At 70.3% G+C, this 24,931-nt stretch carries 23 protein-coding genes and 1 riboswitch; of the genes, 10 read left to right on the top strand and 13 right to left on the bottom strand.

Features of this window, described 5'->3' with window-relative positions; genetic code table 11:
* Positions 1–172: 172 nt before the first annotated feature.
* From ABT186_RS25345 to thrC, 5 genes are all read right to left on the bottom strand, one after another.
* Positions 173–1,303, bottom strand: coding sequence for an NADH:flavin oxidoreductase (locus ABT186_RS25345; RefSeq protein WP_351226478.1), 1,131 nt, complete (start codon positions 1,301–1,303; stop codon positions 173–175).
* A gap of 211 nt (positions 1,304–1,514) precedes the next feature.
* Positions 1,515–3,137 carry a chaperonin GroEL gene (groL, locus tag ABT186_RS25340; protein WP_351226476.1) on the bottom strand — a complete coding sequence of 541 codons (1,623 nt, stop codon included), beginning with the start codon at positions 3,135–3,137 and terminating at the stop codon, positions 1,515–1,517.
* 417 nt (positions 3,138–3,554) lie between these two features.
* Positions 3,555–3,758 carry a cold-shock protein gene (locus ABT186_RS25335; protein ID WP_009339379.1) on the bottom strand — a complete coding sequence of 68 codons (204 nt, stop codon included), beginning with the start codon at positions 3,756–3,758 and terminating at the stop codon, positions 3,555–3,557.
* Positions 3,759–4,207: 449 nt separating this feature from the next.
* Positions 4,208–4,483: a MoaD/ThiS family protein gene (locus ABT186_RS25330; protein ID WP_351226474.1), complete on the bottom strand. Its 276-nt coding sequence runs from the start codon at positions 4,481–4,483 to the stop codon at positions 4,208–4,210.
* A gap of 132 nt (positions 4,484–4,615) precedes the next feature.
* The gene (gene thrC, locus ABT186_RS25325) at positions 4,616–5,896 is read right to left on the bottom strand and encodes a threonine synthase (RefSeq protein WP_351226472.1); all 1,281 of its coding nucleotides are present in this window, start codon (positions 5,894–5,896) and stop codon (positions 4,616–4,618) included.
* Between the two features lie 18 nt (positions 5,897–5,914).
* A riboswitch (SAM riboswitch) is annotated at positions 5,915–6,071 on the bottom strand.
* 147 nt (positions 6,072–6,218) lie between these two features.
* On the opposite strand from thrC, the gene ABT186_RS25320 reads away from it, so the two are divergent.
* Complete coding sequence (locus tag ABT186_RS25320) at positions 6,219–7,163, top strand: glucosyl-3-phosphoglycerate synthase (RefSeq protein WP_351226470.1); 945 nt, start codon at positions 6,219–6,221, stop codon at positions 7,161–7,163.
* Positions 7,164–7,267: 104 nt separating this feature from the next.
* Positions 7,268–8,710, top strand: coding sequence for an alpha,alpha-trehalose-phosphate synthase (UDP-forming) (locus tag ABT186_RS25315; RefSeq protein WP_351226468.1), 1,443 nt, complete (start codon positions 7,268–7,270; stop codon positions 8,708–8,710).
* A gap of 132 nt (positions 8,711–8,842) precedes the next feature.
* Here the strand turns inward: ABT186_RS25315 and otsB are convergent, their stop codons facing one another.
* From otsB to ABT186_RS25300, 3 genes are all read right to left on the bottom strand, one after another.
* On the bottom strand, positions 8,843–9,688 hold the full coding sequence (gene otsB / locus ABT186_RS25310; protein ID WP_351226466.1) for a trehalose-phosphatase: 846 nt from the start codon (positions 9,686–9,688) through the stop codon (positions 8,843–8,845).
* A 452-nt stretch (positions 9,689–10,140) separates the two neighbouring features.
* Positions 10,141–10,368 carry a DUF3263 domain-containing protein gene (locus ABT186_RS25305; protein WP_351226464.1) on the bottom strand — a complete coding sequence of 76 codons (228 nt, stop codon included), beginning with the start codon at positions 10,366–10,368 and terminating at the stop codon, positions 10,141–10,143.
* Positions 10,369–10,426: 58 nt separating this feature from the next.
* On the bottom strand, positions 10,427–11,647 hold the full coding sequence (locus ABT186_RS25300) for an extracellular solute-binding protein (RefSeq protein ID WP_351226462.1): 1,221 nt from the start codon (positions 11,645–11,647) through the stop codon (positions 10,427–10,429).
* A 185-nt stretch (positions 11,648–11,832) separates the two neighbouring features.
* Here ABT186_RS25300 and ABT186_RS25295 point away from each other — a divergent pair, with 185 nt between their 5' ends.
* From ABT186_RS25295 to ABT186_RS25285, 3 genes are all read left to right on the top strand, one after another.
* Positions 11,833–12,777: an ROK family protein gene (locus tag ABT186_RS25295; RefSeq protein ID WP_351226460.1), complete on the top strand. Its 945-nt coding sequence runs from the start codon at positions 11,833–11,835 to the stop codon at positions 12,775–12,777.
* On the top strand, positions 12,777–13,958 hold the full coding sequence (gene nagA / locus ABT186_RS25290) for an N-acetylglucosamine-6-phosphate deacetylase (RefSeq protein WP_351226458.1): 1,182 nt from the start codon (positions 12,777–12,779) through the stop codon (positions 13,956–13,958). Before ABT186_RS25295 ends, nagA begins: the two co-directional genes overlap by 1 nt.
* 156 nt (positions 13,959–14,114) lie before the next feature.
* Positions 14,115–15,044 carry a 1-phosphofructokinase family hexose kinase gene (locus ABT186_RS25285; RefSeq protein ID WP_351926953.1) on the top strand — a complete coding sequence of 310 codons (930 nt, stop codon included), beginning with the start codon at positions 14,115–14,117 and terminating at the stop codon, positions 15,042–15,044.
* A gap of 16 nt (positions 15,045–15,060) precedes the next feature.
* Here ABT186_RS25285 and ABT186_RS25280 read toward each other — a convergent pair whose 3' ends face one another.
* Positions 15,061–16,020 (bottom strand): CBM35 domain-containing protein, encoded by a 960-nt coding sequence (locus ABT186_RS25280; RefSeq protein WP_351226454.1) that lies wholly within the window; start codon positions 16,018–16,020, stop codon positions 15,061–15,063.
* 118 nt (positions 16,021–16,138) lie between these two features.
* Complete coding sequence (gene cdgB, locus ABT186_RS25275) at positions 16,139–17,815, bottom strand: diguanylate cyclase CdgB (RefSeq protein ID WP_351226452.1); 1,677 nt, start codon at positions 17,813–17,815, stop codon at positions 16,139–16,141.
* Between the two features lie 377 nt (positions 17,816–18,192).
* Between cdgB and ABT186_RS25270 the strand changes: the two genes are divergently transcribed.
* Positions 18,193–18,768 carry a flavin reductase family protein gene (locus tag ABT186_RS25270; RefSeq protein WP_351226450.1) on the top strand — a complete coding sequence of 192 codons (576 nt, stop codon included), beginning with the start codon at positions 18,193–18,195 and terminating at the stop codon, positions 18,766–18,768.
* Between the two features lie 257 nt (positions 18,769–19,025).
* Here ABT186_RS25270 and arfB read toward each other — a convergent pair whose 3' ends face one another.
* Positions 19,026–19,454, bottom strand: coding sequence for an alternative ribosome rescue aminoacyl-tRNA hydrolase ArfB (gene arfB / locus ABT186_RS25265; protein WP_351226448.1), 429 nt, complete (start codon positions 19,452–19,454; stop codon positions 19,026–19,028).
* 207 nt (positions 19,455–19,661) lie between these two features.
* Between arfB and ABT186_RS25260 the strand changes: the two genes are divergently transcribed.
* Both ABT186_RS25260 and ABT186_RS25255 read left to right on the top strand, forming a co-directional pair.
* Entirely contained in the window at positions 19,662–20,237 is a 576-nt protein-coding gene (locus ABT186_RS25260; protein WP_351226446.1) for a TerD family protein, read from the top strand.
* A 103-nt stretch (positions 20,238–20,340) separates the two neighbouring features.
* Positions 20,341–20,856 (top strand): GNAT family N-acetyltransferase, encoded by a 516-nt coding sequence (locus ABT186_RS25255; protein ID WP_351226444.1) that lies wholly within the window; start codon positions 20,341–20,343, stop codon positions 20,854–20,856.
* Positions 20,857–20,873: 17 nt separating this feature from the next.
* Here the strand turns inward: ABT186_RS25255 and ABT186_RS25250 are convergent, their stop codons facing one another.
* Positions 20,874–22,292 carry a M1 family metallopeptidase gene (locus ABT186_RS25250; RefSeq protein WP_351926951.1) on the bottom strand — a complete coding sequence of 473 codons (1,419 nt, stop codon included), beginning with the start codon at positions 22,290–22,292 and terminating at the stop codon, positions 20,874–20,876.
* Between the two features lie 53 nt (positions 22,293–22,345).
* Between ABT186_RS25250 and ABT186_RS25245 the strand changes: the two genes are divergently transcribed.
* The gene (locus tag ABT186_RS25245; RefSeq protein ID WP_351226440.1) at positions 22,346–22,846 is read left to right on the top strand and encodes a hypothetical protein; all 501 of its coding nucleotides are present in this window, start codon (positions 22,346–22,348) and stop codon (positions 22,844–22,846) included.
* Between the two features lie 35 nt (positions 22,847–22,881).
* Positions 22,882–23,382, top strand: coding sequence for a hypothetical protein (locus ABT186_RS25240; protein WP_351926949.1), 501 nt, complete (start codon positions 22,882–22,884; stop codon positions 23,380–23,382).
* Here ABT186_RS25240 and ABT186_RS25235 read toward each other — a convergent pair.
* Positions 23,379–24,884: an MFS transporter gene (locus tag ABT186_RS25235; RefSeq protein WP_351926947.1), complete on the bottom strand. Its 1,506-nt coding sequence runs from the start codon at positions 24,882–24,884 to the stop codon at positions 23,379–23,381. The genes ABT186_RS25240 and ABT186_RS25235 overlap by 4 nt on opposite strands.
* Between the last annotated feature and the right edge of the window lie 47 nt (positions 24,885–24,931).

Here is a 24,931-nt window from a genome sequence, read left to right as displayed (position 1 = left end):
TAGCGGGCGTGAAGGGCGCTGCCTGATCCGGGACTTGAGCTTCGGGCGCCGAGCTCCGAGCCCTCTTTTCAAGGAATGGGTGGAGGGTCTGAACCCTGCTGCGGGTTCGTTGTGGCCGGCCGCGCAGTTCCCCGCGCCCTCGGCGGGGGCGCGGGGAACTCCACAGAAAGGGTCAGCTCAGCGTCTTCAGTGCGGCCGCATCGTACGGCTTCAGCTCGTCCAAGCGGCCCTGGAGGACCTTCGTCGCCCACTCGGGGTCCTGGAGCAGCGCGCGGCCGACGGCGACCAGGTCGAACTCCTCCGACTCCAGGCGGTCCAGGAGGTTGTCGATGCCACTGACCGGCGCGCCCTCGCCACTGAACGCGCGCAGGAAGTCGCCGTCCAGGCCCACCGAGCCGACGGTGATGGCCGGCTTGCCCGTGAGCTTCTTCGTCCAGCCCGCCAGGTTGAGGTCCGAGCCGTCGAACTCCGGCAGCCAGTAACGGCGCGTGGAGGCATGGAAGGCGTCCACACCGGCCGCGGCGAGCGGGGTCAGGATCGCCTCCAGCTCCTCCGGGGTCTCGGCGAGCCGGGCGTCGTAGGCGTCCTGCTTCCACTGCGAGTAGCGGAAGATGACGGGGAACTCCGGCGAGACCGAATCCCGTACGGCCGCCGCGATCTCCGCCGCGAACTTCGTGCGGGCCACGGGGTCGCCGCCGTAGGCGTCGGTGCGGCGGTTGGTGCCCGCCCACAGGAACTGGTCGATCAGGTAGCCGTGTGCGCCGTGCAGTTCCACGCCGTCGAAGCCGATCCGCTCCGCCGCGGCGGCCGACTCGGCGAAGGCCGCGATCACGTCGTCGAGGTCCTGCTGCGTCATGGCCTTGCCCGTGCCCTCGGTGCCGTCGAGGCGCAGGCCCGACGGCCCGACGGCCGGTGCGTCCGCGTACGGGGGCTGGCCGGAGCTGCGCACCATGCCGATGTGCCACAGCTGCGGCACGATCGTGCCGCCCGCCGCGTGCACCGCCTCGGCGACCTTCGCCCAGCCCGCGAGCTGCTCCTCACCGTGGAACCGCGGGACGCGGTCGCTCTGACCGGCCGAGTCGTGGCCCACGTACGTGCCCTCGGTGACGATCAGGCCCACACCGGCGGCCGCGCGGCGGGAGTAGTACGACACCACGTCGTCGCCGGGGACGCCGCCCGGGGAGAACATCCGGGTCATCGGGGCCATGACGATCCGGTTGGGAACGGTCAGGCCGTTGAGTGCGATGGGGCGGGAGAGGATCTCGGCCGCGCGGGAGGCGGACTCGGAGGCGGTGACGGTCACGTGGGGAGCTCCTCGGCATGGATCGAACATGGACCAGTCGGTATGTGCGCGTGCATCGAACGGCGCGTAGGGGTCAACCGCCCGCCCGACCACGACATTCCGCGCCCGGGCACCCCGCCCTGTGATCCCGGACACGCCCGAGGGCGGCACCCCCTGTTTCCAGGGAGTGCCGCCCTCGGTGTGCGGACTGCGTCCGAGCCTTCGGTCAGGCTCAGAAGTCCATGTCACCGCCCGGCATGCCGCCACCGGCGGGCGCGGCGGCCTTCTCCGGCTTGTCGGCGATGACGGCCTCGGTGGTGAGGAACAGCGCGGCGATGGAGGCGGCGTTCTGCAGCGCGGAACGGGTCACCTTCGCCGGGTCGATGATGCCTTCCTTGACCAGGTCGACGTACTCGCCGGTCGCGGCGTTCAGGCCGTGGCCCGGGGTCAGGTTGCGCACCTTCTCCACCACGACACCGCCCTCGAGGCCGGCGTTGACGGCGATCTGCTTCAGCGGGGCCTCGAGCGCCAGCTTGACGGCGGCGGCACCGGTGGCCTCGTCGCCGTTCAGCTCCAGCTTCTCGAAGACCTGGGAGGCCTGGATCAGGGCCACGCCACCGCCGGCGACGATGCCCTCCTCGACGGCCGCCTTCGCGTTGCGGACGGCGTCCTCGATGCGGTGCTTGCGCTCCTTGAGCTCGACCTCGGTGGCGGCACCGGCCTTGATGACCGCGACACCGCCGGCGAGCTTCGCCAGGCGCTCCTGCAGCTTCTCGCGGTCGTAGTCGGAGTCGCTGTTCTCGATCTCGGCGCGGATCTGGTTCACACGGCCCGCGACCTGGTCGGCGGAGCCGGCGCCGTCGACGATGGTGGTCTCGTCCTTGGTGATGACGACCTTGCGGGCGCGGCCCAGGAGGTCCAGGGTCGCGTTCTCCAGCTTGAGGCCGACCTCCTCGGAGATGACCTCGCCGCCCGTGAGGATGGCGATGTCGCCGAGCATGGCCTTGCGGCGGTCACCGAAGCCCGGGGCCTTGACGGCGACGGACTTGAAGGTGCCGCGGATCTTGTTGACGACCAGGGTCGACAGGGCCTCGCCCTCGACGTCCTCGGCGATGATCAGCAGCGGCTTGCCCGACTGCATGACCTTCTCGAGGAGCGGGAGCAGGTCCTTGACGGAGCCGATCTTCGAGTTGGCGATCAGGATGTACGGGTCGTCGAGGGACGCCTCCATACGCTCCATGTCGGTGGCGAAGTACGCCGAGATGTAGCCCTTGTCGAAGCGCATGCCCTCGGTGAGCTCGAGCTCCAGACCGAAGGTCTGCGACTCCTCGACGGTGATGACGCCTTCCTTGCCGACCTTGTCCATGGCCTCGGCGATGAGCTCGCCGATCTGGGTGTCGGCGGCGGAGATGGAGGCCGTGGAGGCGATCTGCTCCTTGGTCTCGACGTCCTTCGCCTGCTCCAGCAGGGCGGCGGAGACGGCCTCGACGGCCTTCTCGATACCGCGCTTCAGAGCCATCGGGTTGGCACCGGCGGCCACGTTGCGCAGGCCCTCGCGGACCAGCGCCTGGGCGAGAACGGTAGCGGTGGTCGTACCGTCACCGGCGACGTCGTCCGTCTTCTTGGCGACTTCCTTGACCAGCTCGGCGCCGATCTTCTCGTACGGGTCCTCGAGCTCGATCTCCTTGGCGATGGAGACACCGTCGTTGGTGATCGTGGGGGCGCCCCACTTCTTCTCGAGGACGACGTTGCGGCCCTTGGGGCCGAGCGTCACCTTCACGGCGTCCGCGAGCTGGTTCATGCCGCGCTCGAGGCCGCGCCGCGCCTCCTCGTCGAACGCGATGATCTTGGCCATGTGAAGTGGTCCTCCCAGGACTGGGGGTGATTACTTCGGACCGCGCCCGCGCCCGCGACGGACGGCCCCGGCCGGTGGTTCCTTGCCCCACCCGGTCCGCGGCCTCACCGACCCGGTCCTTCTTTGTCACTCTCACCTTCAGAGTGCTAACGCCAATGATTAGCACTCGGCCCACCCGAGTGCAAGGCGCGCCCGCGAAGCGGGCTCGTTGAGGGGTGGCGGTCGGGTGGCGGGTGGGAGCAAGCGGCTCCCGGGGATCGGGCGGTGAACACGGGAGCATGATCCGCAGGTGGAGGCGCCACCGCGCGCCCGCCGCACCACCCGTCCCCGCTGGTCCCGGACAGACCGAGGGGCCCGCACCCCGAACGGGATACGAGCCCCTCGACACGTCGAACAGTTCAGTCGTCGGCGCGCACTTCAGCCGGCCAGGCGAACCATGTCCGCCTGCGGCCCCTTCTGACCCTGCGAGATCTCGAACTCGACCCGCTGGCCCTCTTCCAGGGTGCGGTAGCCGTCCATCTGGATCGCGCTGTAGTGGACGAAAACATCCGCACCACCGTCGACCGCGATGAAGCCGTACCCCTTCTCCGCGTTGAACCACTTGACGGTGCCCTGAGCCATGCCTAACTCCCCTATTACTGGCCCTTGCACAGATCCACACTTCGCGGATCCGGGTCAGACCTCACCCCCCAACGGTTGGGGGCGTGCGCCGGAACGCGTCGACCGCGGCTGAATGTATCTGTCCAACTGCCGTCTGCAACAGGTCAATCGGACGAGAAATCCGGGCGCCACCGGTCGGGAATGTACGAAGAATTCACCCGAATTCAGGGCAAGTCGGGCCCGGCAAAAGGAATGAATGGCTCAAAAGCCCTGCACACTTTGGCTACTTCTTGTCGGGCATGCGGCAGGAACTCAGGGCGCCCGGCGGGGAGACCGGGAGCAGGTTCCCCAACTCTACCGCGCTCAACCATGCAGAATTGCCCCCTCCGTTTCTCTCACGGAGAGGGCAATTCGGTGAACTCTCGGTGTTCGACATTACCGAGGGTAATGATCACGCGGGTGAAGGACCGTCAGCCGCCCGCGACCGCCGGGATGATGGAGACTCCCGCGCCGTCCGGCGTCGCCGTCTGGAGACCCTGCTCGAAACGGACGTCGTCGTCGTTCACGTAGACGTTGACGAAGCGGCGCAGCTGGCCCTGGTCGTCGAGGACGCGGGCCGCGATGCCGGTGTGGTTCTTCTCCAGGTCGGCGATGACCTCGCCGAGGGTCGCGCCCTGGGCGCTCACCTCGGCCCGGCCGCCGGTGTAGGTGCGCAGGATGGTGGGAATGCGGACGGTGACGCTCATGGGGTTGTGACCTCCGGTCGAGTACAGCGCCCCTGGAGGGGGCGCGGGACGTGACAGCATGCGGCTCCGCCGCGCGGGCGCGACCAGCCCCCACCGGCCCGCAGCTTCAGAACTGCCCTTGCAGCGGAATGCCTACGCAAGACCCGCATCGCGGAAGGAGTCGAGGTTCGGACGGATCGTGGCGGTCAGCCCCGTGCCTGCCACCGCGTCCAGCGTCTTGAGGCCGTCGCCCGTGTTGAGGACGACCGTCGTCTTCGACGGGTCGAGGACGCCGTTCTCGATCAGCTTGCGCGTGACGCCGACGGTCACACCGCCGGCCGTCTCCGCGAAGATGCCCTCGGTCCGCGCCAGCAGCTTGATGGCGTCGACGATCTGCTCGTCCGTCACATCCTCCACGGCGCCGCCCGTGCGGCGGGCGATGTCGAGGACGTACGGTCCGTCCGCCGGGTTGCCGATCGCAAGCGACTTGGCGATCGTGTCCGGCTTCTGCGGCCGTACGACGTCGTGGCCCGCCTTGAACGCGACCGACACCGGCGAGCAGCCCTCGGCCTGGGCACCGAAGATCTTGTACGGCTTGTCCTCGACGAGCCCGAGCTTGATCAGCTCCTGCAGACCCTTGTCGATCTTCGTCAGCTGGGAGCCGGAGGCGATCGGGACCACGATCTGGTCGGGCAGCTGCCAGCCGAGCTGCTCGGCGATCTCGTACGCCAGGGTCTTCGACCCCTCCGCGTAGTACGGCCGCAGGTTCACGTTGACGAAGCCCCAGCCCTCGCCGGCCGGGTCGCCGATCAGCTCGGAGCAGAAGCGGTTCACATCGTCGTAGTTGCCCTGGATGCCGACGAGGTCGCCGCCGTAGATCGCGGCCATGACGACCTTGCCCTGCTCCAGGTCGTGCGGAATGAAGACGCAGGAGCGGAAGCCGGCGCGGGCCGCCGCGGCGCCGACCGCGCCCGCGAGGTTGCCGGTGGAGGAGCAGGAGAGAGTGGTGAATCCGAAGGCACGAGCGGCCTCCAGCGCCTGGGCGACGACCCGGTCCTTGAAGGAGTGCGTCGGGTTACCGGAGTCGTCCTTCACATACAACCCGCCGGTCACGCCCAGCTCGCGCGCCAGGTTGTCGGCCTTGACGAGCTTGGTCCAGCCCGGGTTGAGATTCGGCTTGTCGGCCACGTCCGCGGGGACGGGCAGCAGCGGCGCGTACCGCCAGATGTTCGCGGGACCCGCCTCGATCCGCTTCCGCAGCTCCTCGGTGTCGTAGTCCGAGAAGTCGTACGCGATCTCCAGCGGGCCGAAACACTCCTCGCAGGCGAAGACCGGGCCGAGAGGCACCCGGTGGCCGCACTCTCGGCAGGACAGAGCCGCGGCGGGACCGAGGTTCACGGGGTTCGTGGTGCTTGCAACTGTCTGCACAGCCATGTCAGGCGAGGCCCTTTCTCCTCATCTTCCTCACGACGCATCTCGCCGTGAGACGGATTTGGCACCTTCCCTAGCCGGGAGCCTCGCGGAGACGATCAACACTGATCTACGAGAACCGACTGGAGGGTTGCCGGGGCTTCATCGGGCCGTTTCCCTCTGCCCCTCTGGATGAGCTGTATGAGGTTGTTTCACTGGTGTGAGGCGCGGCGACCCCCGACATGCGATGGTCACCGGCGTTGTTCAAGACTGTAACCGAAGGCCAGGACAGTTGAGATAGTCGTCCGAACCGCGAGATGGATCACACAGTGAGGAGCCGCAGACCGTGCTGGAAGAAGTCGAGCGCTGGCTGAGCACCCGGTCCTGGTCCGTCACCGATCGCCCGCTCCACCAGCTCATGGCCGCGAAACGCCTTTCGGGATCGTCGGTCAGCGTCGTGCTGCCCGCACTCAACGAGGAGGAGACGGTCGGCGAGATCGTCGCCGTCATCCGCCACGACCTCATGCAGCAGGTTCCGCTTGTCGACGAGATCGTCGTCGTGGACTCCGGCTCGACGGACCGCACGTCCGAGGTCGCGGCGGCAGCCGGCGCCCGGGTGGTGCACCGCGACACGATCCTGCCGCGCATCCCGGCCGTGCCCGGCAAGGGCGAGGTGCTGTGGCGCTCCCTGCTGGTCACCCGCGGTGACATCGTCTGCTTCATCGACGCGGACCTGAAGGAGTTCTCGTCGGACTTCGTCTCCGGGATCGTGGGCCCGCTGCTCACCGACCCGGGCGTGGACCTCGTGAAGGCGATGTACGACCGCCCACTCGGCGGAGCGGCGGGCCAGGGCGGCCGCGTCACCGAACTGATGGCCCGCCCGCTGCTGAACATGCACTGGCCTCAGCTGGCCGGTTTCGTACAGCCGCTGGGCGGCGAGTACGCGGCCCGCCGCTCCCTGCTGGAACAGCTCCCGTTCCCGGTCGGGTACGGGGTGGAGCTGGGCATGCTGGTCGACGCCCTGCACCTGGTGGGCCTGGACGCCCTCGCCCAGGTCGACGTGGGCGTGCGCAAGCACCGCCACCAGGACGGCCAGGCACTGGGACGCATGGCCGCCGCGATCTACCGCACCGCACAGCTCCGCCTGGCCCGCGGCCATCTGATCCGGCCGTCCCTCACCCAGTTCGAACGGGGCAAGGAGGGTTTCGAGCCACGGACGTACTCGGTGGACACGGAGGAGAGGCCCCCGATGGTGGAGATCGAGGAGTACGTGGAACAGAAGGCTGCCTGAGACTTTCCCCGGGCTCTCCTCCGCGAGCGTGATGGTTGTATACGGTTCCGCATACGGCCGAACCGCACGTTTGAGCGTTTTCGGCTCGGGCTAAGTTTCGTGGCATGGCTTCCACGCAAGTCGCTTCGCACAGGGCCCGGATTCTCGTCGCCTCCAACCGCGGCCCGGTCTCGTACACGCTGGACGAGACCGGGGCGCTCACCTCCAAGCGCGGCGGGGGCGGCCTCGTGTCGGGCCTGTCGGCGATCGGCCCGGACGCGGACGCGGTGTGGGTCTGCTCGGCCCTGAACGACGGTGACCGCGAGGCCGTACGCCGGACGGGGGGCGCCCTCGATCCGGCCGACACCGGCGGTCAGCGCGTACGGATGCTCCCCATCGACCCGCAGGTGTACGCGGACGCGTACAACGGCATCGCGAACTCGGTGCTCTGGTTCGTGCACCACATGCTGTACCAGACGCCGCTGGAGCCGGTCTTCGACAAGGAGTTCCGGCGGCAGTGGGCCTCGTACGAGGCGTACAACCGGGCGTTCGCCGAGGCGCTGGCCCAGGAGGCGGCCGAGGGCGCGGCGGTCCTGATCCAGGACTACCACCTCACCCTGACCCCCCGGATGCTTCGCAGCCTGCGGCCCGACCTCAGGATCGGCCACTTCTCGCACACGCCGTGGGCGCCGCCGGAGTACTTCCGTCTTCTCCCGGACGACATCGCCGCGCAGGTCCTCGGCGGAATCCTGGGCGCTGACCGGGCGGCGTTCCTCACCCAGCGGTGGGCGGACGCGTTCACGGACTGCTGTCACGCCGTCCTCGGCCCCGGCATCCCCTCGGGCACGCGCATCGGAGTCCACGGGCTGGGCGCGGACGCGGACTTCCTGCGCAGGCGGGCGCACCAGCCGGACGTGGACGAGCGGATGGCCGTACTGCGCGAGCAGATCGGCTCGGCGCCCGACGGCACACCCCGCAAGACGATCGTGCGCGTGGACCGCACGGAACTGTCCAAGAACATCGTGCGGGGCCTGCTGGCGTACGAGGAGCTGCTGGAGTCGCGTCCGGAGTGGCGCGAACGGGTCGTCCATGTCGCGTTCGCGTACCCGTCCCGCCAGGACCTGGCCGTTTACCGCGAGTACACGGCCGAGGTCCAGCGGGTGGCGGCGGAGATCAACTCCCGCTACGGCACGCCGGGGTGGACCCCGGTGGAGATGCATGTGAAGGACGATTTCGCGCGCTCGCTGGCCGCGTACCGGCTGGCGGACGTGGCCCTCGTGAACCCCATCCGGGACGGTATGAACCTGGTCGCCAAGGAGGTCCCGGTGCTCTCCGACGAGGGCTGCGCGCTGGTGCTGTCCCGGGAGGCCGGGGCGTACGAGGAGCTGGCCGAGGATGCCGTGACGGTGAACCCGTACGACATCGGGGGCACGGCTCGGGCGTTGCACGAGGCGCTGTCGATGCCGGCGGGGGAACGGGCCGCACGGGCGAAGGCGCTGGCCGCGCAGGCCACGGCGCTTCCTCCTGCTCAGTGGTTTTTGGATCAGTTGGCTGCGCTTGAGGATTGAGAGCGTTGTTTTTCGGCTGCGGGCCGGTGGGGGTTTTCGCTCCCCCCAAGTTCCCGGCTTCGCTCGAACAGGGGGACCCCCATCGCGGCGGAGCCGCACATCGACACGGCCCCGCCCCCTGACGGGGCGCGTTTACGCCAGCCGGTGGGCCAATGACCTCAGGAGGTGTACGACCCCTTTCGGGCCGTCGACCACCAGGTCCGCTCGTTCCGCCAGTTCGATGACCTCGTCGCTGCCGCTGCAGACGAGGAGGCCGGGGGTGCCGTCGGAGCGGAGTTTGTCGACGGCGGCGAAGGCGGGGAGGTCGCCGAGGTCGTCGCCGGCGTACATGACCGCTTCGGCACCGGTCTCGCGGACGTACTTCAGCAGGGCCACGCCCTTGTCCATGCCCGGCGGGCGCAGTTCCAGGACCAGACGGCCGGGTTCGACGATCAGGCCGTGGCGCTTGGCGAGGTCGGCGAGGGGTTCGCGCAGGCCCTCGAAGGCGGCCTGGGGGTCCTCGGCGCGGCGGGTGTGCACGGCCACGGCGCGCCCTTTCTCCTCGATCCATGTGCCGCGCCAGGCGCCGACCTCGTCGAGGAGGCCGGGGAGTTCGGCGCGGACGGCGGCGACGCCGGGGTGCGGGGAGGGGGCGGTGACGGTGCCGGTGCGGGCGTCCCAGCGTTCGGCGCCGTAATGGCCGAGGACGACGAGGTGGTCGAGCCCGGAGACGCCTGCGAAGCCGCCGTAGCGAACGGCGACGCCGGCGGGGCGGCCGGTGACGACCGCGATCGAGGCGACCTTCGGGGCGAGGGCCGCCAGGGCGGGGACCGCGTCGGGGTGGGCGCGGGCCTGGTCGGGGTCGGGGACGATCGGGGCGAGCGTTCCGTCGAAGTCGAACGCGAGGACGGCCCGGTCGGGCCGGGCGAGGATGGCGTCGAGACCGTCGCGCCCGGCCGGGGTCGCGGGCGTCGGCAAGGAGTCCGTGTGGCTGCCCATGGGTCGACCCTATCCGCGCGGGGGTGGGCGCACCCATGGCTCACGGGCGCGCGCCGAGCGCGTCCCGCCCGGCCCGGCACCCGGCTCACGAACGGTCCGCCCGGCATGCGGCTCCGCCATGCGCCCACCCACCGCGCCCCACCGACGGACCCCGGCCAACCACACCTTCCGCGGCGGGCCCCGCCCCACACGCCCCACGCCGCGCAGCCATCCACAGCCCCGGCCGACACACCCCACGCCGCGCAGCCGACGGGTCCCGCCCTGTACGAACCTTCCCCCCGCCGACCATCCTCGGGCCCCGCCCGACACACACCTCCCCCACGCAGCCATCCACGAGCCCCGCCCGACGCACACACCCGACCCATGGCCCGGGCGCTTCGTTCTTCGGAGCAGCCGCTCGCCGGGCGGTTTCCCGGCCGGTGGCGGCGGTCCCGCAGCGTGGCGTGGTGTGCTCAGCGTTCCGTGCGGCGGGAGTCGCGGATGCGGCGGAGGCGGTTGACGGTGACCGGGGCGTGGGCGAGGGCCCTCGGGTCGTCGAGGAGGGCGTTGAGCAGCTGGTAGTAGCGCACGGGGGCGAGGCCGAGCTGCTCCCGTATGGCACGCTCCTTGGCCCCCGGCCCGGAGAAACTGCGCCCCTCCAGGGCGAGGATGGCCTTTTCGCGGGGGTCGAGCTCTTCCATGGGGGAACGGTAACCGGAGGGGCCGACACTCCCGGCCCCTCCACCCGCACGTTCCCGGCTACCGGGCCGCGTTGTCCGCCGTCACCGCCGAGTGCTGCAGCCGGCCCAGGATCGCCGCGGGGCTGCCGTCCGCGCCGACGGCCTTGCCTATCTGCTGCTTGATGTCCGCGCTGACGCTCGCCCAGGACGTCTTGCCGACGGGGTACAGCTCCGAGGTCGGCAGCTGATTCAGGAAGGGTTCCAGGGCCGCGTCCCGGGGCGACGTCGACATCGTCTCCTGCGCCGAGTTCGTCACCGGAAGCAGGTCGTACTCGCGCGAGAACGCCAGGACGTTCTTCTCGTCGTACACGTAGTCGAGGAAATCGCGGATCTGGTCCTTGTGACCGTTCTGCCTGAAGGCCATCATCCAGTCCGCCACGCCCATCGTGGACTTCGGACGGCCGTTGATCCCGGGCATCGGCACCATGCCGAACTTCACGCCCTTCGCGCCGGCCATCTTCATCAGGGAGGGGTGGCCGTTCAGCATGCCGACCTCGCCGCGCGTGAAGGCGGCGAAGGCATCGGCGCGGTTCAGCTGCGCCGGTGCCACCGGGCCCGTCAGCCCCTTGCCCACCAGCTGGTCCTTCAGCCAGGTGAAGGTCGACACGTTCTGCGTGGAGTCGATGTCGTAGGCGCCGAAGCCGTCCAGATAGCCGTCACCGCCGCTGAGCAGCCACTGCATCGTCTCCGCCTGCGCCTCCTCCGGCCCCAGCGGCAGCGCGTACGGGTACTTCACCCCCTTGGACTTCAGCGCCTGTGCGTCCTGCGCCAGTTCGCTCCAACTCGTCGGCGGGGTGATTCCGGCCTGGGAGAACAGCGTCTTGTTGTAGAAGAGCAGCCGTGTGGACGCCGCGAACGGCATGCCGTACTGCGTCCGGTTCACCTTGCCCGCGTCGCTCAGCTCCGAGGCGAAGTCCGCCTGGACGGGGATCGAGAGCACCTCGTCGGCCCGGTACAGCTTGTCCGCCGCCGCGTAGTCCGCGTACGCCCCGATCTGCGCCATGTCGGGCGCGTCGCCCGCGGCCACCATCTCCTTGACCTTGCGGTCCACGTCGTTCCAGGAGTAGACGCTGACCTCGACCTTGATCCCGGAGTGCTCCGCCTCGAAGTCCTGGACCAGCTTGTCCCAGTATTTCTTGGAGCTGTTCGCCGAGGAGTCCCCGTAGTCCGCGGCCACCAGCCGCAGCGTCACGTCTCCGGAGCCTGCCGAGCCTCCGCAGCCCGCCACGGCCGCCGTCATGCCCAGCACGGACACCCCCGCGATCAGGCCCCTCCGGCCCTTCCTCCACGTCGTCCCACGCGTTCCGTGCCGCTGCACCGTTTCAGCCCCAACCCTGCTGTCTCGCTATTTGATACTGCAACCATAAGGTCTACACCACGTAGTGGACTAGACCTCTTCCCGGTCTGCGGGCCACACTGTCCTCCGTGAGACATGTCATCGCCCTCGACGTGGGCGGCACCGGGATGAAGGCCGCCCTGGTAGGGGCGGGGGGCGAGCTCTTGCACCAGGCGCGCCGGGCGACCGGGCGCGAGCGCGGGCCCGACGCCGTGGTGGAGTCGATCCTCGGTTTTGCCGCCGAGCTGCGCGCCCACGGCGAGCAGCATTTCGGCGTGTCCGCGGCCGCCGCCGGCGTCGCCGTGCCGGGCATCGTCGACGCCGAACGAGGTGTGGCGGCCTATTCGGCGAACCTCGGCTGGCGCGACGTGCCCCTGCGCGATCTGCTCAGCCGCCGCCTCGACGGCGTGCCCGTCGCGCTCGGGCACGACGTGCGCACCGGCGGGCTCGCCGAGGGCCGCATCGGCGCCGGCAAGGGAGCGGACCGCTTCCTGTTCGTGCCCCTCGGCACCGGCATCGCGGGCGCCATCGGCATCGGCGGCCGGGTGGAGGCCGGTGCCCATGGCTTCGCGGGTGAGATCGGCCATATCGTCGTACGCCCCGGCGGGACGCCCTGTCCGTGCGGTCAGTACGGCTGTCTGGAGCGGTACGCGTCCGCCGCCGCCGTCAGCGAGGCCTGGGCCGAGGCGTCCGGTGATCCGGGAGCGGACGCGGCGGACTGCGCAAAGGCCGTCGCGTCCGGGGAACCGAACGCCGTCCGGGTCTGGCAGGACGCCGTGGACGCACTCGCCGACGGCCTGGTCACCGCACTCACCCTGCTGGACCCGCGCACGCTCATCATCGGTGGCGGGCTCGCCGAGGCGGGGGAAACGTTGTTCACACCGCTGCGGGACGCCGTCAGGCGGCGCGTCACCTTCCAGAAGCTCCCCTCGATGGTCCCCGCGGCGCTGGGGGACACCGCAGGATGCCTGGGCGCGGGGCTCCTCGCCTGGGATCTCCTCGAAACCACTGACCGTTCGGAGGTAACCACCTGATGGCCACTAGCAAGGTTCTCGCCGGTGCCCGGGTGGTGCTTCCCACCGGGATCGTGACCGACGGCCGCGTCGTCGTGGAGGGCACGCGGATCGCCGATGGGGGTCCCCCCGGGCCGGAGCCTGTCGGAGGCCTGGGGGAGGCCCCCGTGAACGCGGAGATCATCGACGTACGGGATCACTGGCTGGTCCCCGGCTTCGTCGACATCCACAACCACGGCGGCGGCGGCGCGTCCTTCTCCGGCCCGGTCGACGACGTCCTGACGGCCATCCGCACCCACCGGCTGCACGGCACCACCACCCTCGTCGCCTCGACCGTCACCGACGACATGGACTTCCTCGTCCAGCAGGCCGGGCTGCTGTCCGAGCTGGCCGAGCAGGGCGATATCGCCGGCATCCACTTCGAGGGGCCGTTCATCTCACCGTGCCGCAAGGGCGCGCACTCCGAGGAGCTGCTGCGCGACCCGGATCCTGCGGAGGTCCGCAAGCTGATCGACGCGGCCCGCGGCCGGGCGAGGATGGTCACGCTCGCCACCGAACTGCCCGGCGGCATCGACTCCGTGCGGCTGCTCGCCGAGCACGGTGTGATCGCGGCGATCGGGCACACGGACGCCACGTACGAGCAGACGGTGGAGGCGATCGACGCGGGCGCCACGGTCGCGACGCATCTCTTCAACGCGATGCCGCAACTCGGCCACCGCACCCCCGGCCCCATCGCCGCGCTCCTGGAGGACGAGCGGATCACGGTCGAGCTGATCGACGACGGCACGCATCTGCACCCGGCCGCGCTGCAGCTGGCGTTCCATCACGCGGGCGCGGGACGGGTCGCGTTCATCACGGACGCGATGGACGCGGCCGGGTTCGGCGACGGGCGGTATGCGCTCGGCCCGCTGGAGGTCGAGGTCAGCGAGGGCGTGGCCCGTCTGGTGGAGGGCGGCTCGATCGCGGGCTCGACGCTCACCCTGGACCGCGCGTTCCGGCGCGCGGTCACGGTCGACCGGCTGCCGGTGGAGGACGTCGTCGCGGCCATTTCGGCCAACCCGGCGAAGCTGCTGGGCGTCTACGACCGGGTGGGCTCCCTGGAGCCCGGCAAGGACGCCGACCTGGTGCTGCTGGACGCGGAGTTCGGCCTCAAGGGCGTGATGCGCCGCGGGGAGTGGGTGGTCGATCCCCAACTGGGATGATTCATCCGCATGTTGGCATGAGGCGGTCGCCCGGGGGACTGGGCCGACCGCCGACTCATTTGGCATGATCGAGCCTCCGCAACCGCCGACGGCAAGCGCAGTCTGGAATCCCTGACTCATGGACGGCGCCGTCACGACATTCGAGGGAGGTCCCAGGTGATCCTGACGGTCACGCTGAACACCGCTCTCGACATCACCTATCGCGTACGGGCGGTGAGGCCGCACACCTCGCACCGGGTGACCGAGGTGACCGAACGGCCCGGCGGCAAGGGGGTGAACGTGGCCCGGGTGCTCGCCGCGCTCGGGCACGAGGTGACCGCCACAGGCTTCGTGGGCGGTGCGACGGGCAGCTCCCTCCAGGACCAGCTCGCGCGCACGCCCGGTGTCGTGGACGCGCTCGTCCCGGTCGGGGGCGCCACCCGGCGCACGATCGCCGTGGCCGACGAGACGACCGGCGACACCACTCAGCTCAACGAGCCGGGCCCGACGATCACGCCCGCGGAGTGGTCGGCCTTCCTGGGTGCGTACGCGAACCTCGTGCGCTCGGCCGCGGCGGTGGCCCTGTGCGGCAGCCTGCCGCCGGGGGTGCCGGTGGGGGCGTACGCCCTGCTGGTGCGTACCGCCCGTGCGGCGGGTGTGCCCGTGCTGCTCGACACCAGTGGCGAGCCGCTGCGCCGCGGGGTCGCCGCCCGCCCGGACATCGTCAAGCCGAACGCCGACGAACTGGCCGAACTCACCGGCTCCCACGAGCCGTTGCAGGCCACCCGGGACGCCCGGCGGCGCGGGGCGCACACGGTGGTCGCCTCGCTGGGCGCGGAGGGTCTGCTCGCCGTGAACGCGGAGGGCCGCTGGCGGGCTGTGCCGCCGCGTCGGATCCCCGGCAACCCGACGGGCGCGGGCGACTCGGCGGTCGCGGGCCTGCTGTCGGGCCTGGTGGAACACCTGCCGTGGCCACAGCGCCTGGCCCGGGCCGTGGCCCTGTCCGCGGCGACCGTACTGGCCCCGGCGGCAGGCGAGTTCGACCGCCGTACCTACGAGGAACTGCTGGGGCAGGTGGCGGTCACGGGCGAGGCCACGGCGGCGTGAGGCCGCCGGGCACCGGCTAGTTGGACCAGCCCTTCGTCAGCCACAGCTGGTCGAGGTAGGCGTTGCACTGGTTCCCCTGCTCGCAGGAGATCCTGATCGTGTTGGTGCCCTTGTTGAGCTGGATGTAGTTGTACGTCTTCGTCCAGCCCTTCTCCCAGTCGCCCTGCGGTGCCTGCGCCCAGTTCTTCAGCTTGAGCGGACTCGTCTGCGGGGTGCCGTTGATGCTGAGGGTGGCGGTGGCGTCGACGCCGGGGACGCCGTAGCCGGTGTGCAGCGTGTACTGGCCGGTCGCGGGGACGTTCACGCTCCAGGTCACGGCGGCGCCGACGGCGTTGAAGCCCGCCACGTAGACGCCGCCGTCGGCCTGGGCGCCCTTGACGTCGGACGCGGTGGTGGCGCCGCCCTCCAGGCGCAGCGCCTTCGCGTCGATCGTCGGCAGCTTGCCGTCGTCCGACGACTGCTGGCCGGCGGACTGGCTCGGCGACGCGCTGTGGCCGGCCGAGGGGCTGGAACCCGCCTGGTTGCCACCCTTGTTGTCACCCGAGTCGCCGCCGATCATGGCGACGCCGATGCCGATCACGACCGCGGCGACCACGGCGATCGCACCGATCAGCAGGCCCTTGGTGTTGGGACCCCTGCCGCGGCCGCCGCCGCCCGCGCCCACCGGCGTCTGCCGGGTCGTCGAGGCGCCGCCGGGCACCGTCTCCGGCGCGGCGTAGTGCGCGTTCGGCTGGCCGTAGGGGGCGGTCTGGCCGTACCCCTGTTGCTGCTGCGGCGGCACCTGGCCGTAGGCGGCCGTCTGGGCCTGCGGCTGGCCGTACTGGCGCTGGCCGACCGAGCGCACTCTGTTGACGGAGCCCGGGTAGCCGTAACCGCCGGTGGGCGGCTGTGCGCCGTTGGCCTGACCGTCGGCGTAGAGGTAGCCGAACGGGTCGTCGTCCTCGGGCGTGCTCGCGCCGTTGTTGCCGGGCGTCATCCCTAGGTACTCCTCAGCAGGTGCGGGTCCAGATGTGTATGTGGCTGAATGGCGAGCCTACCCGTTCCCGGGGCCTCAAACGGGTGTTCTTCCCATCACCCACACGTTGACCTGGGCTTTACCCCGCGCGTCGGTGCTGTTTGGGACGAGAACGTTTCTCCACGTACATCCGCTCGTCAGCGGATTTCAACACTTCGTCCGCCGTCATGCCGCAATGGGCCCAGCCGATACCGAAACTGGCGCCGACCCGCATGGCGCGGCCGTCGACCCGGATCGGCTGGATGATCTCGTTGCGCAGGCGTACCGCGAGGTCCTGGGCGTCGGCCTTGCCGAGCCCGTCGGCGAGGACGACGAACTCGTCGCCGCCGAGCCGGGCGACGGTGTCCCCGTCCCGCACACCACGGCTGAGCCGTCGGGCGACCTCGATGAGGACGGCGTCACCAGCGTTGTGCCCGAACCGGTCGTTGATCGACTTGAACCCGTCGAGGTCGCAGAAGAGCACCGCGAGCCCCTTGGTGCCGTCGTCGATGCCGCTGTCGGGGGCGACCGTGTGCACATGGTGGTCGAAGGCGTCGTACGGCCCCGGACCGGCGTGGAAGTCGAAGGCGTGCCCGGCCCCGTCGAGCGCCGCCGGGTGGTCGGCCCCGTACCCCCCGTAGGCCGTGTCCAGGGACTCGGCCGCCCCCGCCGGCAGGGACTGCGGGCGCTGGCACAGACGGGCGGAGAGCCGGGATCGCAGCTCGGCCGAGTTGGGCAGACCGGTCAGCGAGTCGTGCGAGGCCCGGTGGGCGAGCTGCAGCTCGCGGCGCTTGCGCTCCTCGATGTCCTCGACGTGGGTGAGCAGGAAACGGGGCCCGTCGGCGGCGTCGGCGACGACGGAGTTGCGCAGGGACACCCAGACGTACGTGCCGTCCCGGCGTCCGAGCCTCAGTTCGGCCCGGCCGCCCTCGGCGGAGGTCCGCAGGAGCGTGCCGATGTCCTCGGGGTGGACGAGGTCGGAGAACGAGTAGCGGCGCATGGCGGAGGCGGGCCGGCCCAGCAGGCGGCACAGTGCGTCGTTGGTGCGCAGGATCCGCCCGTGCTGGTCGCCGCCCATCTCGGCGATGGCCATGCCGGAGGGGGCGTACTCGAAGGCCTGCCGGAAGGACTCCTCGCTGGCGCGCAGGGCCTGCTGCTCCCGCTCCAGCCGGACGAGGGCCCGCTGCATGTTGGCCCTCAGACGGGCGTTGCTGATGGCGATGGCGGCCTGGAAGGCGTACATCTGGAGCGCCTCGCGTCCCCAGGCGCCGGGCCGCCGCCCGTTGCGCGGCCGGTCCACGGAGATGACCCCGATGAGTTCACCGCAGGCGCCGCCCTGGACGCCGGGCGTGTACATGGGTGCGAAGAGGCGGTCGGAGGGGTGCCACTCGTCGTCGAAGCGGGGCTCGGGGCCGTCGGTGTACCACTGCGGCACATCGTCCTCGTCGAGGATCCAGCCCTCGGTGTGCGATATGAACCGCAGGTCGCCCCAGGCCTCGCCCATGTTCAGCCTGCGCTCCCAGGAGGCGCGGGAGCCGACGCGGCCGGTGATCAGCGCCTCGGCGGCGGAATTGCCGGCGAGCGCGGCGACGACGAGGTCGCCGTCCGGGCGTACGAGGTTGACGGCCGCCAGCTCGTAGCCGAGGCCGTTGACGATGCCGTCGGCAACGGTCTGCAGCGTGTCCGCCAGGCTGCGGGCGGTGTTCATGTCCGCCATCACCTGGTGCAACTGCCGCAGGGTCGCAAGACGGACATACGGCTCCGACTCGGTCTCCATTCGCCCTCCCCTCGAGGTCTCGCAGCAACTCCAGGGTCGCGCCGGCGTACCACCGCGGTTCTCTTGGTTTTCCTCGGTGTGCTACTCGGCGTACTCCGGATGTAGCGTCGTGCAGCATCCCCGCCACTGAATCACAGCGCGCTGCCCACTAGGTACACAGGGTCAACAAAATGCGGCTCTTGTGACTCAAGTCACAGAAAAACCTGAACAATTGAGCAGAGGTTCGGTGTTTTCGCTGTGCTTTTACCGAGCGCATTCAGTGACCCCGTGCAGAATCTGTGACCGTACGCATCGCCCGGCATCCGCCCCTGGTCCTAGGTCGCGGTTCGGGCCGGGGGCCGATGTGGGGGCCGGGAGGCGGAGAATAGCGTGCTTGCGTGCTGAAGACTCCCGCTGTCCCGTCCGCGCCCGCCGTCCCGCCCGCCTCCGGGCATCCTGAGGGGGTGAGCAACGACGAGTTCCGCGCCGCCATGTCCCGGCTGGCCGCGGGTGTGGTCCTGGTGACCGCGCACGAGCCCGCGCTGGACCCCGAGGGGCCGGGCGGCGAGGACGTCGGCATGACGGCCACCGCCTTCATGTCGGTGTCCCTGGACCCGCCGCTGGTCCTGGTCAGCCTGCGTGAGGGCGCTCGCATGGACGACCTGCTCGCCGAGCAGCCGCTGTGGGCCGTCTCGGTGCTCTCGGAGAGCCAACGGCACATCGCGGGCCGGTTCGCGATGAAGGGCCGCATCAGCGACCGGCTCCTGTTCGAGGACATCCCCTACGTCCACGGCGAGGCCAGCGGAGCCCCTCTGGTCCGCGGCGCCCTGGCAACCCTGGAGTGCCGCACGGAACAACGCGTCCCCGCCGGAGACCACACCCTCGTCATCGGCCGTGTACTGACGGCCCACGTACCGAGCGCGGACGGGGGTCCGCTGCTGTACTTCCGGGGGCGGTACCGGCATTTGGGGTGAGGGGCCGGTAAACAGGCTTTGCAGGGGCGGTCATGGGCGCGGGGAATTGCGCCCTTTAAGCGCGCGGGAAAATCGGGCCCCTTCAGGGGCGCGGGGCTGCGGTCATTGTGCGGCTCCGCCGCTTGGGCGCGACCGGCCACACACGCCCCGCACGGACGCAACCGCACAAGGCCCTACGGCGGACGCTCCCCCGGCATTCGGGACGAAGCCCCGTGACGGCATTCAGGCCCCCGCTCACTCGCAACCCGGCGGCACCGCTAACCCCAGTCCCGCCCCGACCGGCCCCGCTTGGTCTCGGCGCGCTGCTTCTTCTCGCGCAGCCGGCGCTCGTTGATCCCCCGGGGGATGCGCGTCGGCTTCCGGGGCCTCGGCGGCGGTGCCGTGGCCTCGGCGAGCAGGGAGGCGAGGCGTACGGCGGCGGCCTCGCGGTTGCGCCACTGGGAACGGTGCTCGGAGGCGCGGACGGTCACGACCCCGTCGACCAGCCGCCCCGCCAGCCGCTCCAGGGCCCTCTGCTTCCACACCTCGGGCAGCGCCTCGGTCCTGGCGAGGTCGAAGCGCAGCTCCACCTGGGTGTCACTGGTGTTGACGTGCTGTCCGCCGGGCCCCGAGGAGCGTGAGAAACGCCAGTTGAGCTCGGCCTCGGGAAGCGAGACGGAGCCGCGGACGATGTAGGGACCGGACATGCCTCCATGGTCGCCCGGCCGTCCGGTCCGCGTCACGTGAATATCCAGGCCGCCGGCCTTCAGAAGATTCCGGGTAAAGAAAGTAAAGAGATGCGGAACCACGAAGACCCCCCTTGGCGTTATGAGGGGTAGCTGTAGCTTCGTGCCCGTACGAAGCCCATAGGTACCGCGCACCGCGTACGCGAACGAGGGAAGGGACTCCCAACAATGGCTGTAAGCCTGTCCAAGGGTGGCAACGTCTCGCTCACCAAGGAGGCTCCGGGCCTGACCGCCGTCACCGTGGGCCTCGGCTGGGACGTCCGCACCACCACCGGCACGGACTTCGACCTCGACGCCTCCGCGATCGCGGTCAACACCCAGGGCAAGGTCTACTCGGACGCCCACTTCGTCTTCTTCAACAACAAGCAGACTCCGGACAACTCGATCGTCCACACGGGCGACAACCGCACGGGCGAGGGCGAGGGCGACGACGAGGCGATCAACGTCAACCTGGCGGCGCTCCCGGCCGACATCGACAAGATCGTCTTCCCGGTCTCCATCTACGACGCGGAGACCCGCTCGCAGAACTTCGGCCAGGTCCGCAACGCGTACATCCGCATCGTCAACCAGGCCGGCGGCGCCGAGATCGCCCGCTACGACCTGTCGGAGGACGCGGCCACGGAGACGGCCATGGTCTTCGGCGAGCTGTACCGCAACGGCGCGGAGTGGAAGTTCCGCGCGGTCGGCCAGGGCTACGCCTCGGGTCTGGTCGGCATTGCCCAGGACTTCGGCGTCAACGTCTGAGCGACGCCCGCGCCCTGACACCTTGACCGGAGCCCCCGGCCGTGCGGCCGGGGGCTCGGTTTCGCCACGCGCCACCACGCAGGACACCCCGTAGATTGCGCACGTGATCCTCGAACCGCTGCCCCTCACCCCCGACCACGACATCCCGGCCCCGCTGCTCACCGAACTCACCGCTCTGTACGCCTCCAACCGCGAATTCAACGCCCTCAGCGGCGACTTCCCGGACCCGGACGGCATCACCCCGCAGCAGGTGGCGACCGAGCTGGCCGGGGAGCTGGTGAACCCGGACGTGGAGGTCCTGCTCGCCCGCAGCAGCGGACGCCTCGTGGGAGTCGCCATCACCCTGGCCCACCACCCCGACCCGGCCGACCCGGACCCGTGGATCGGCCTGCTGATGGTGGACGCGGACATGCACCGGCAGGGATACGGCCGACAGCTGGTGTCCCTCGTCGAGGACCGTTTCCGCGCCGCGGGCCGTACCGCCGTACGCCTCGCGGTGCTGGAGAACAACCCCAGGGCTTTCGCCTTCTGGACGGTCCTCGGCTACGAGACCATCACCCGCCGCCCGGACCGGCAGAAGGGCCGCCCCTGCGCCGTGCTGCGCAAGGAGCTGAACTGAACCCTGTCGCCGCGGGCCTACTCGTGCCCCGGCTTCCCGTCCCCGTACAGCCAGTCCCGCCAGATCGTGCGGAAGTCCTTGTGCGGCGCCTTCTTCTCGACGTACGCCGTGAAGTCGGCGGTGTCCGCGTTCCCATGGCGGTGAGTGGCCGCCCAGCCCTTGATGATGGCGAAGAAGGCGTCGTCGCCGACGGTCTGCCGGATCTTGTGGAGCACCATCGCGCCGCGCTCGTAGACGGGACTGTCCGAGATGTGCGCGGCGCTCGACGGCTTCGCGGGCGGGAACGCCCAGATCGCCTCGTCGTCGTCGGAGTCGTCGTAGTAGTCGCCCTTGTAGAGCGCGTCGAATATCTCCTGGGCCGTGTCGCCGCCGTGGTCCTCCTGCCACAGCCACTCCGCGTACGTCGCGAAGCCCTCGTTGAGCCACATGTCCCGCCAGCTCTTCGGGGTGACGGAGTCGCCGTACCACTGGTGGGCGAGTTCGTGGACGAGGGACTGGGTGTCGGGCGCGCCGGGGAAGACCGGGCGGCTCTGGGTCTCCAGGGCGTAGCCGGAGACGTGCGCGTGGTCGACGATCGCGCCCGTGGAGGAGAAGGGGTACGGGCCGAAGGTGTGCTCCTCCCACTCCATGATCTCCGGGATCTTCGCCAGCGTTGTGCGGCTCGCCTGCGCCTCGTCAGGGGTGACGGCGACATAGACCGGCAGGCCGTTCCTCATGGTGGAGCGGGTGATGTCGTAGTGGCCGATCGCGACGGTGGCGACGTAGCTCGCCATCGGTTCGGCGGTGTGCCACCTGAACGTCGTACGGCCCTTCGTGGTCCGCTCCCCGGTCAGTTCCCCGTTGGAGACGGCCTGCAGGCCCTTCGGCACGGTCACCGCCATGTCGTACGTCGCCTTGTCGGAGGGGTGGTGGTTGCCGGGGAACCACGCCATCGAACCCGTCGGCTCGCCGAGTGCCACCGCGCCGTCGGCGGTCGGCAGCCAGCCCTCCTTGGAGCCGTCCGGGTCGGTGATCGTCCCGGGCGTGCCCGAGTAGCGCACTGTCGTGCGGAACGTCTCCCCCTTGTCGATGTCGCCGGGCGGGCGCACTGTCAGTTCCTGGCCGGCACGGTTCCAGCGGACGCCGCGGCCCCAGAGTGTGACGCCTGCGACGTCCAGCCCGTTCAGGTCAAGGTCGAAGGCGGAGAGGTCCTTGGTCGCGCGTGCCGTTATCACCGCCGTGCCGGTGAGGTGGCGGCGGCCGGGGTCGTAGTCGAGGGTCAGGTCGTAGTGGGTGACGTCGTATCCGCCGTTGCCCGTTCTCGGGAAGTACGGGTCCCGCACACCGGACCCGCCGGGGGTGCCGTGGACGCCTCCGGTGCACGCGGTCAGAGCGAGGGCGAGCACCGCGGACACGGCCGGGACAAGGCGCACGGATCGGGACACGCCCGCGATCATATGAAATGAATGCCGTGGCGGCGGAGGCCTTGGCCACATGACACCATCGGCCCGTGCTCGACATCGGCTACGCCCTCTCCACCCGCTTCCCCGACCCCCCGCAGACCGACTACCGCCGCGCGGACGTCCACGCCCTGCGGCACGACCTGTTCTGCGGCGACGTCTACCTCGCCGACACCGAGAAGGACCTGGAGTTGTCCACAGCCTGGGGATGGGTGCCGGTGCTCGACTTCGCATGGGCTCTGTGCGACATCGTCGAGCTCCTCGACCGCGATCCGCTCGGCAGCCGCGCCGCCCGGCCTCAGCACGCGGAGCTGGACTTCACCGAGTCCACCGACCGCATGCTCTTCGAGCGCCGCTTCGGCTGGGTGGACATCGAGGCGGAGTGGCTGCCGCCGGCCGAGCCGCCGCTGACCTTCTCCCACACCGAACTGCGCCGCGAGGCCCGCGACTTCCTCCACGACCTGATCGCCGACCTCACGGACATGCACGAGGACCTCGCGGAGAATCCGGCGATCTGGACCCTCCAGGCCCGCTTCCCGCGCGTCGGCTGACCCGGCCGCCCCTCTTACCGGATTCGCGTACGATCATGCGCCGGCCACCGAACGCCACCCGAGGGGAACCCACCGCCGTGCCGGAGCAGATGTCCATCCAACAGCGGTCCGCGCTCAGCCAGTTGGCCGCCGGCGAGCAACTGCTGACCTTCGGCATCGTGGTGCCGGTCAAGAGCGCCAAGGGCATCAAGGTGAGCTTCCACGGGCACGGCAAGCTCGGCGGGCACGTCGGCGACTATCTGATGCACAACATCGGCGCCGCGTCCGGCGGCGCCGGCAGCATCGCGTCCGGGATGCCGCAGACCTCGGGCGCGCTGCTGCTGCGCGTCACGGACCAGCGCGTCGGCCTCGTGCGCCATCTGGACGGCACCCCCGTCTGGGAGGTCCCCCGCACCTGGGTCGCACGGGTCGAACGCCGCCCCCGCCTCCAGCTGATGGCCCGCTTCCGTCTCCACTACGCGGACGGCTCCTGGCTCGCCTTCCTCACGATGCGCCGCCGCACGATCGAGACGTTCAAGGGCGTCCTCGGCGGCTAGGCGGGCCGTACGTCCTGCCGTACCGGCGCCCGGGCCGGACCGTGTGCCGGAGGCTTCGTCCTGACCATCAGGCCCGCGACCAGGCCTGCCAGGAGCATGACGCCCGCCGCCCACCAGAGGGCGACGGTGTAGCCGTGGACCATGCCCTCGCGGACGATCAGCGCCTTCTGCGCGGGGTTGTGCAGGTGCGCGGCGAGGTACGCGGTGCTGCTGGTCGTCGCGATGGTGTTCAGCAGCGCCGTACCGATCGAACCGCCCACCTGCTGCGAGGTGTTCACGGTGGCCGATGTCACGCCCGCGTCGTGCGGTGCCACCCCGGCGGTCGCCGTCGCGAAGATCGGCATGAAGGTGAGGCCCATTCCGAGGCCCACCAGAATGAGCCCGGGCAGGATCTCGGTCGCGTACCTGGAGTGCACCGTCATCTGCGTGAGGATCATCAGGCCGCCCGACGCCAGCACCATGCCCGGCACCATCAGCATGCGCGGCTGCACACGGCGCAGCAGGCGGGCCGAGATCTGCGTCGAGCCCGTGATGATCGCGGCCGTCAGCGGCAGATAGCCCAGGCCCGTCCTCAGGGGTGAGTAGCCGAGGACGACCTGCAGGTAGTAGGTCATGAACAGGAACAGCCCGAACACACCGATGACGGCCAGGCACATCGTCAGGAAGCAGCCCGCCCGGTCCCGGTCCTTGACGATGTGCAACGGCAGCAGCGGCTGCGGCGCCCTCGTCTGCCACCATACGAACGCCGCGACCAGCGCCACTCCCACCGCGAACAGGCTGAGCACCAGCGGGTCCGTCCATCCCCGTGGCTCGGCCTCGCTGAACCCGTACACGAGCGCGACCAGCCCGCCGCAGCCCAGCAGCACACCGGGGACGTCGAGGTGGGCGCCCGCGTTGCCGGGGCCGGAGCGCAGGAGCGCGAGGGCGCCGAAGACGGCGACGACCGCGACGGGGACGTTGACGTACAGGCACCAGCGCCAGTTCAGGTACTCGGTCAGCAGTCCGCCCGCGATGAACCCGATCGCGGATCCGCTGCCTGCGAGCGCGCCGTAGATACCGAAGGCCTTTCCGCGCTCCCTCGGGTCGGTGAACGTGATCGTGAGCAGACTGAGCGCGGAGGGGGCCAGGACGGCGGCGAAGGCTCCCTGGAAAGCGCGGGCGCCGAAGAGCATGCCGGACGTGGTGGCCGCGCCGCCGAGCGCGGACGCACCGGCGAAGCCGATCAGGCCGATGACGAACGTCCGTTTTCGCCCCACCATGTCCGCGATCCGGCCACCGAGCAGGAGCAGCCCGCCGAAGGCGAGGGTGTACGCGGTGATGACCCACTGACGGTTGGCGTCGGAAATACCCAGGTCGCGCTGCGCGGACGGCAGCGCGATGTTCACGATCGTCGCGTCCAGGACCACCATCAGCTGAGCGAGCGCGATGATCACCAGCCCCCACCAGCGGCGGGGATCATCGTCATCGGGTGCCGTGGACCCACCCGTCCGGGTGCCACTCACCCCGCCAGAAGACCATGAATCGGCATGAATCGCATCTCCGGGATCGC

Source organism: Streptomyces sp. NPDC001634 (assembly GCF_040298185.1).
In the GTDB taxonomy this organism is placed as follows: Bacteria; Actinomycetota; Actinomycetes; order Streptomycetales; family Streptomycetaceae; genus Streptomyces.
Note: the sequence above shows the minus strand (reverse complement) of the source record. Positions and strands in the feature narration are given on the sequence as shown.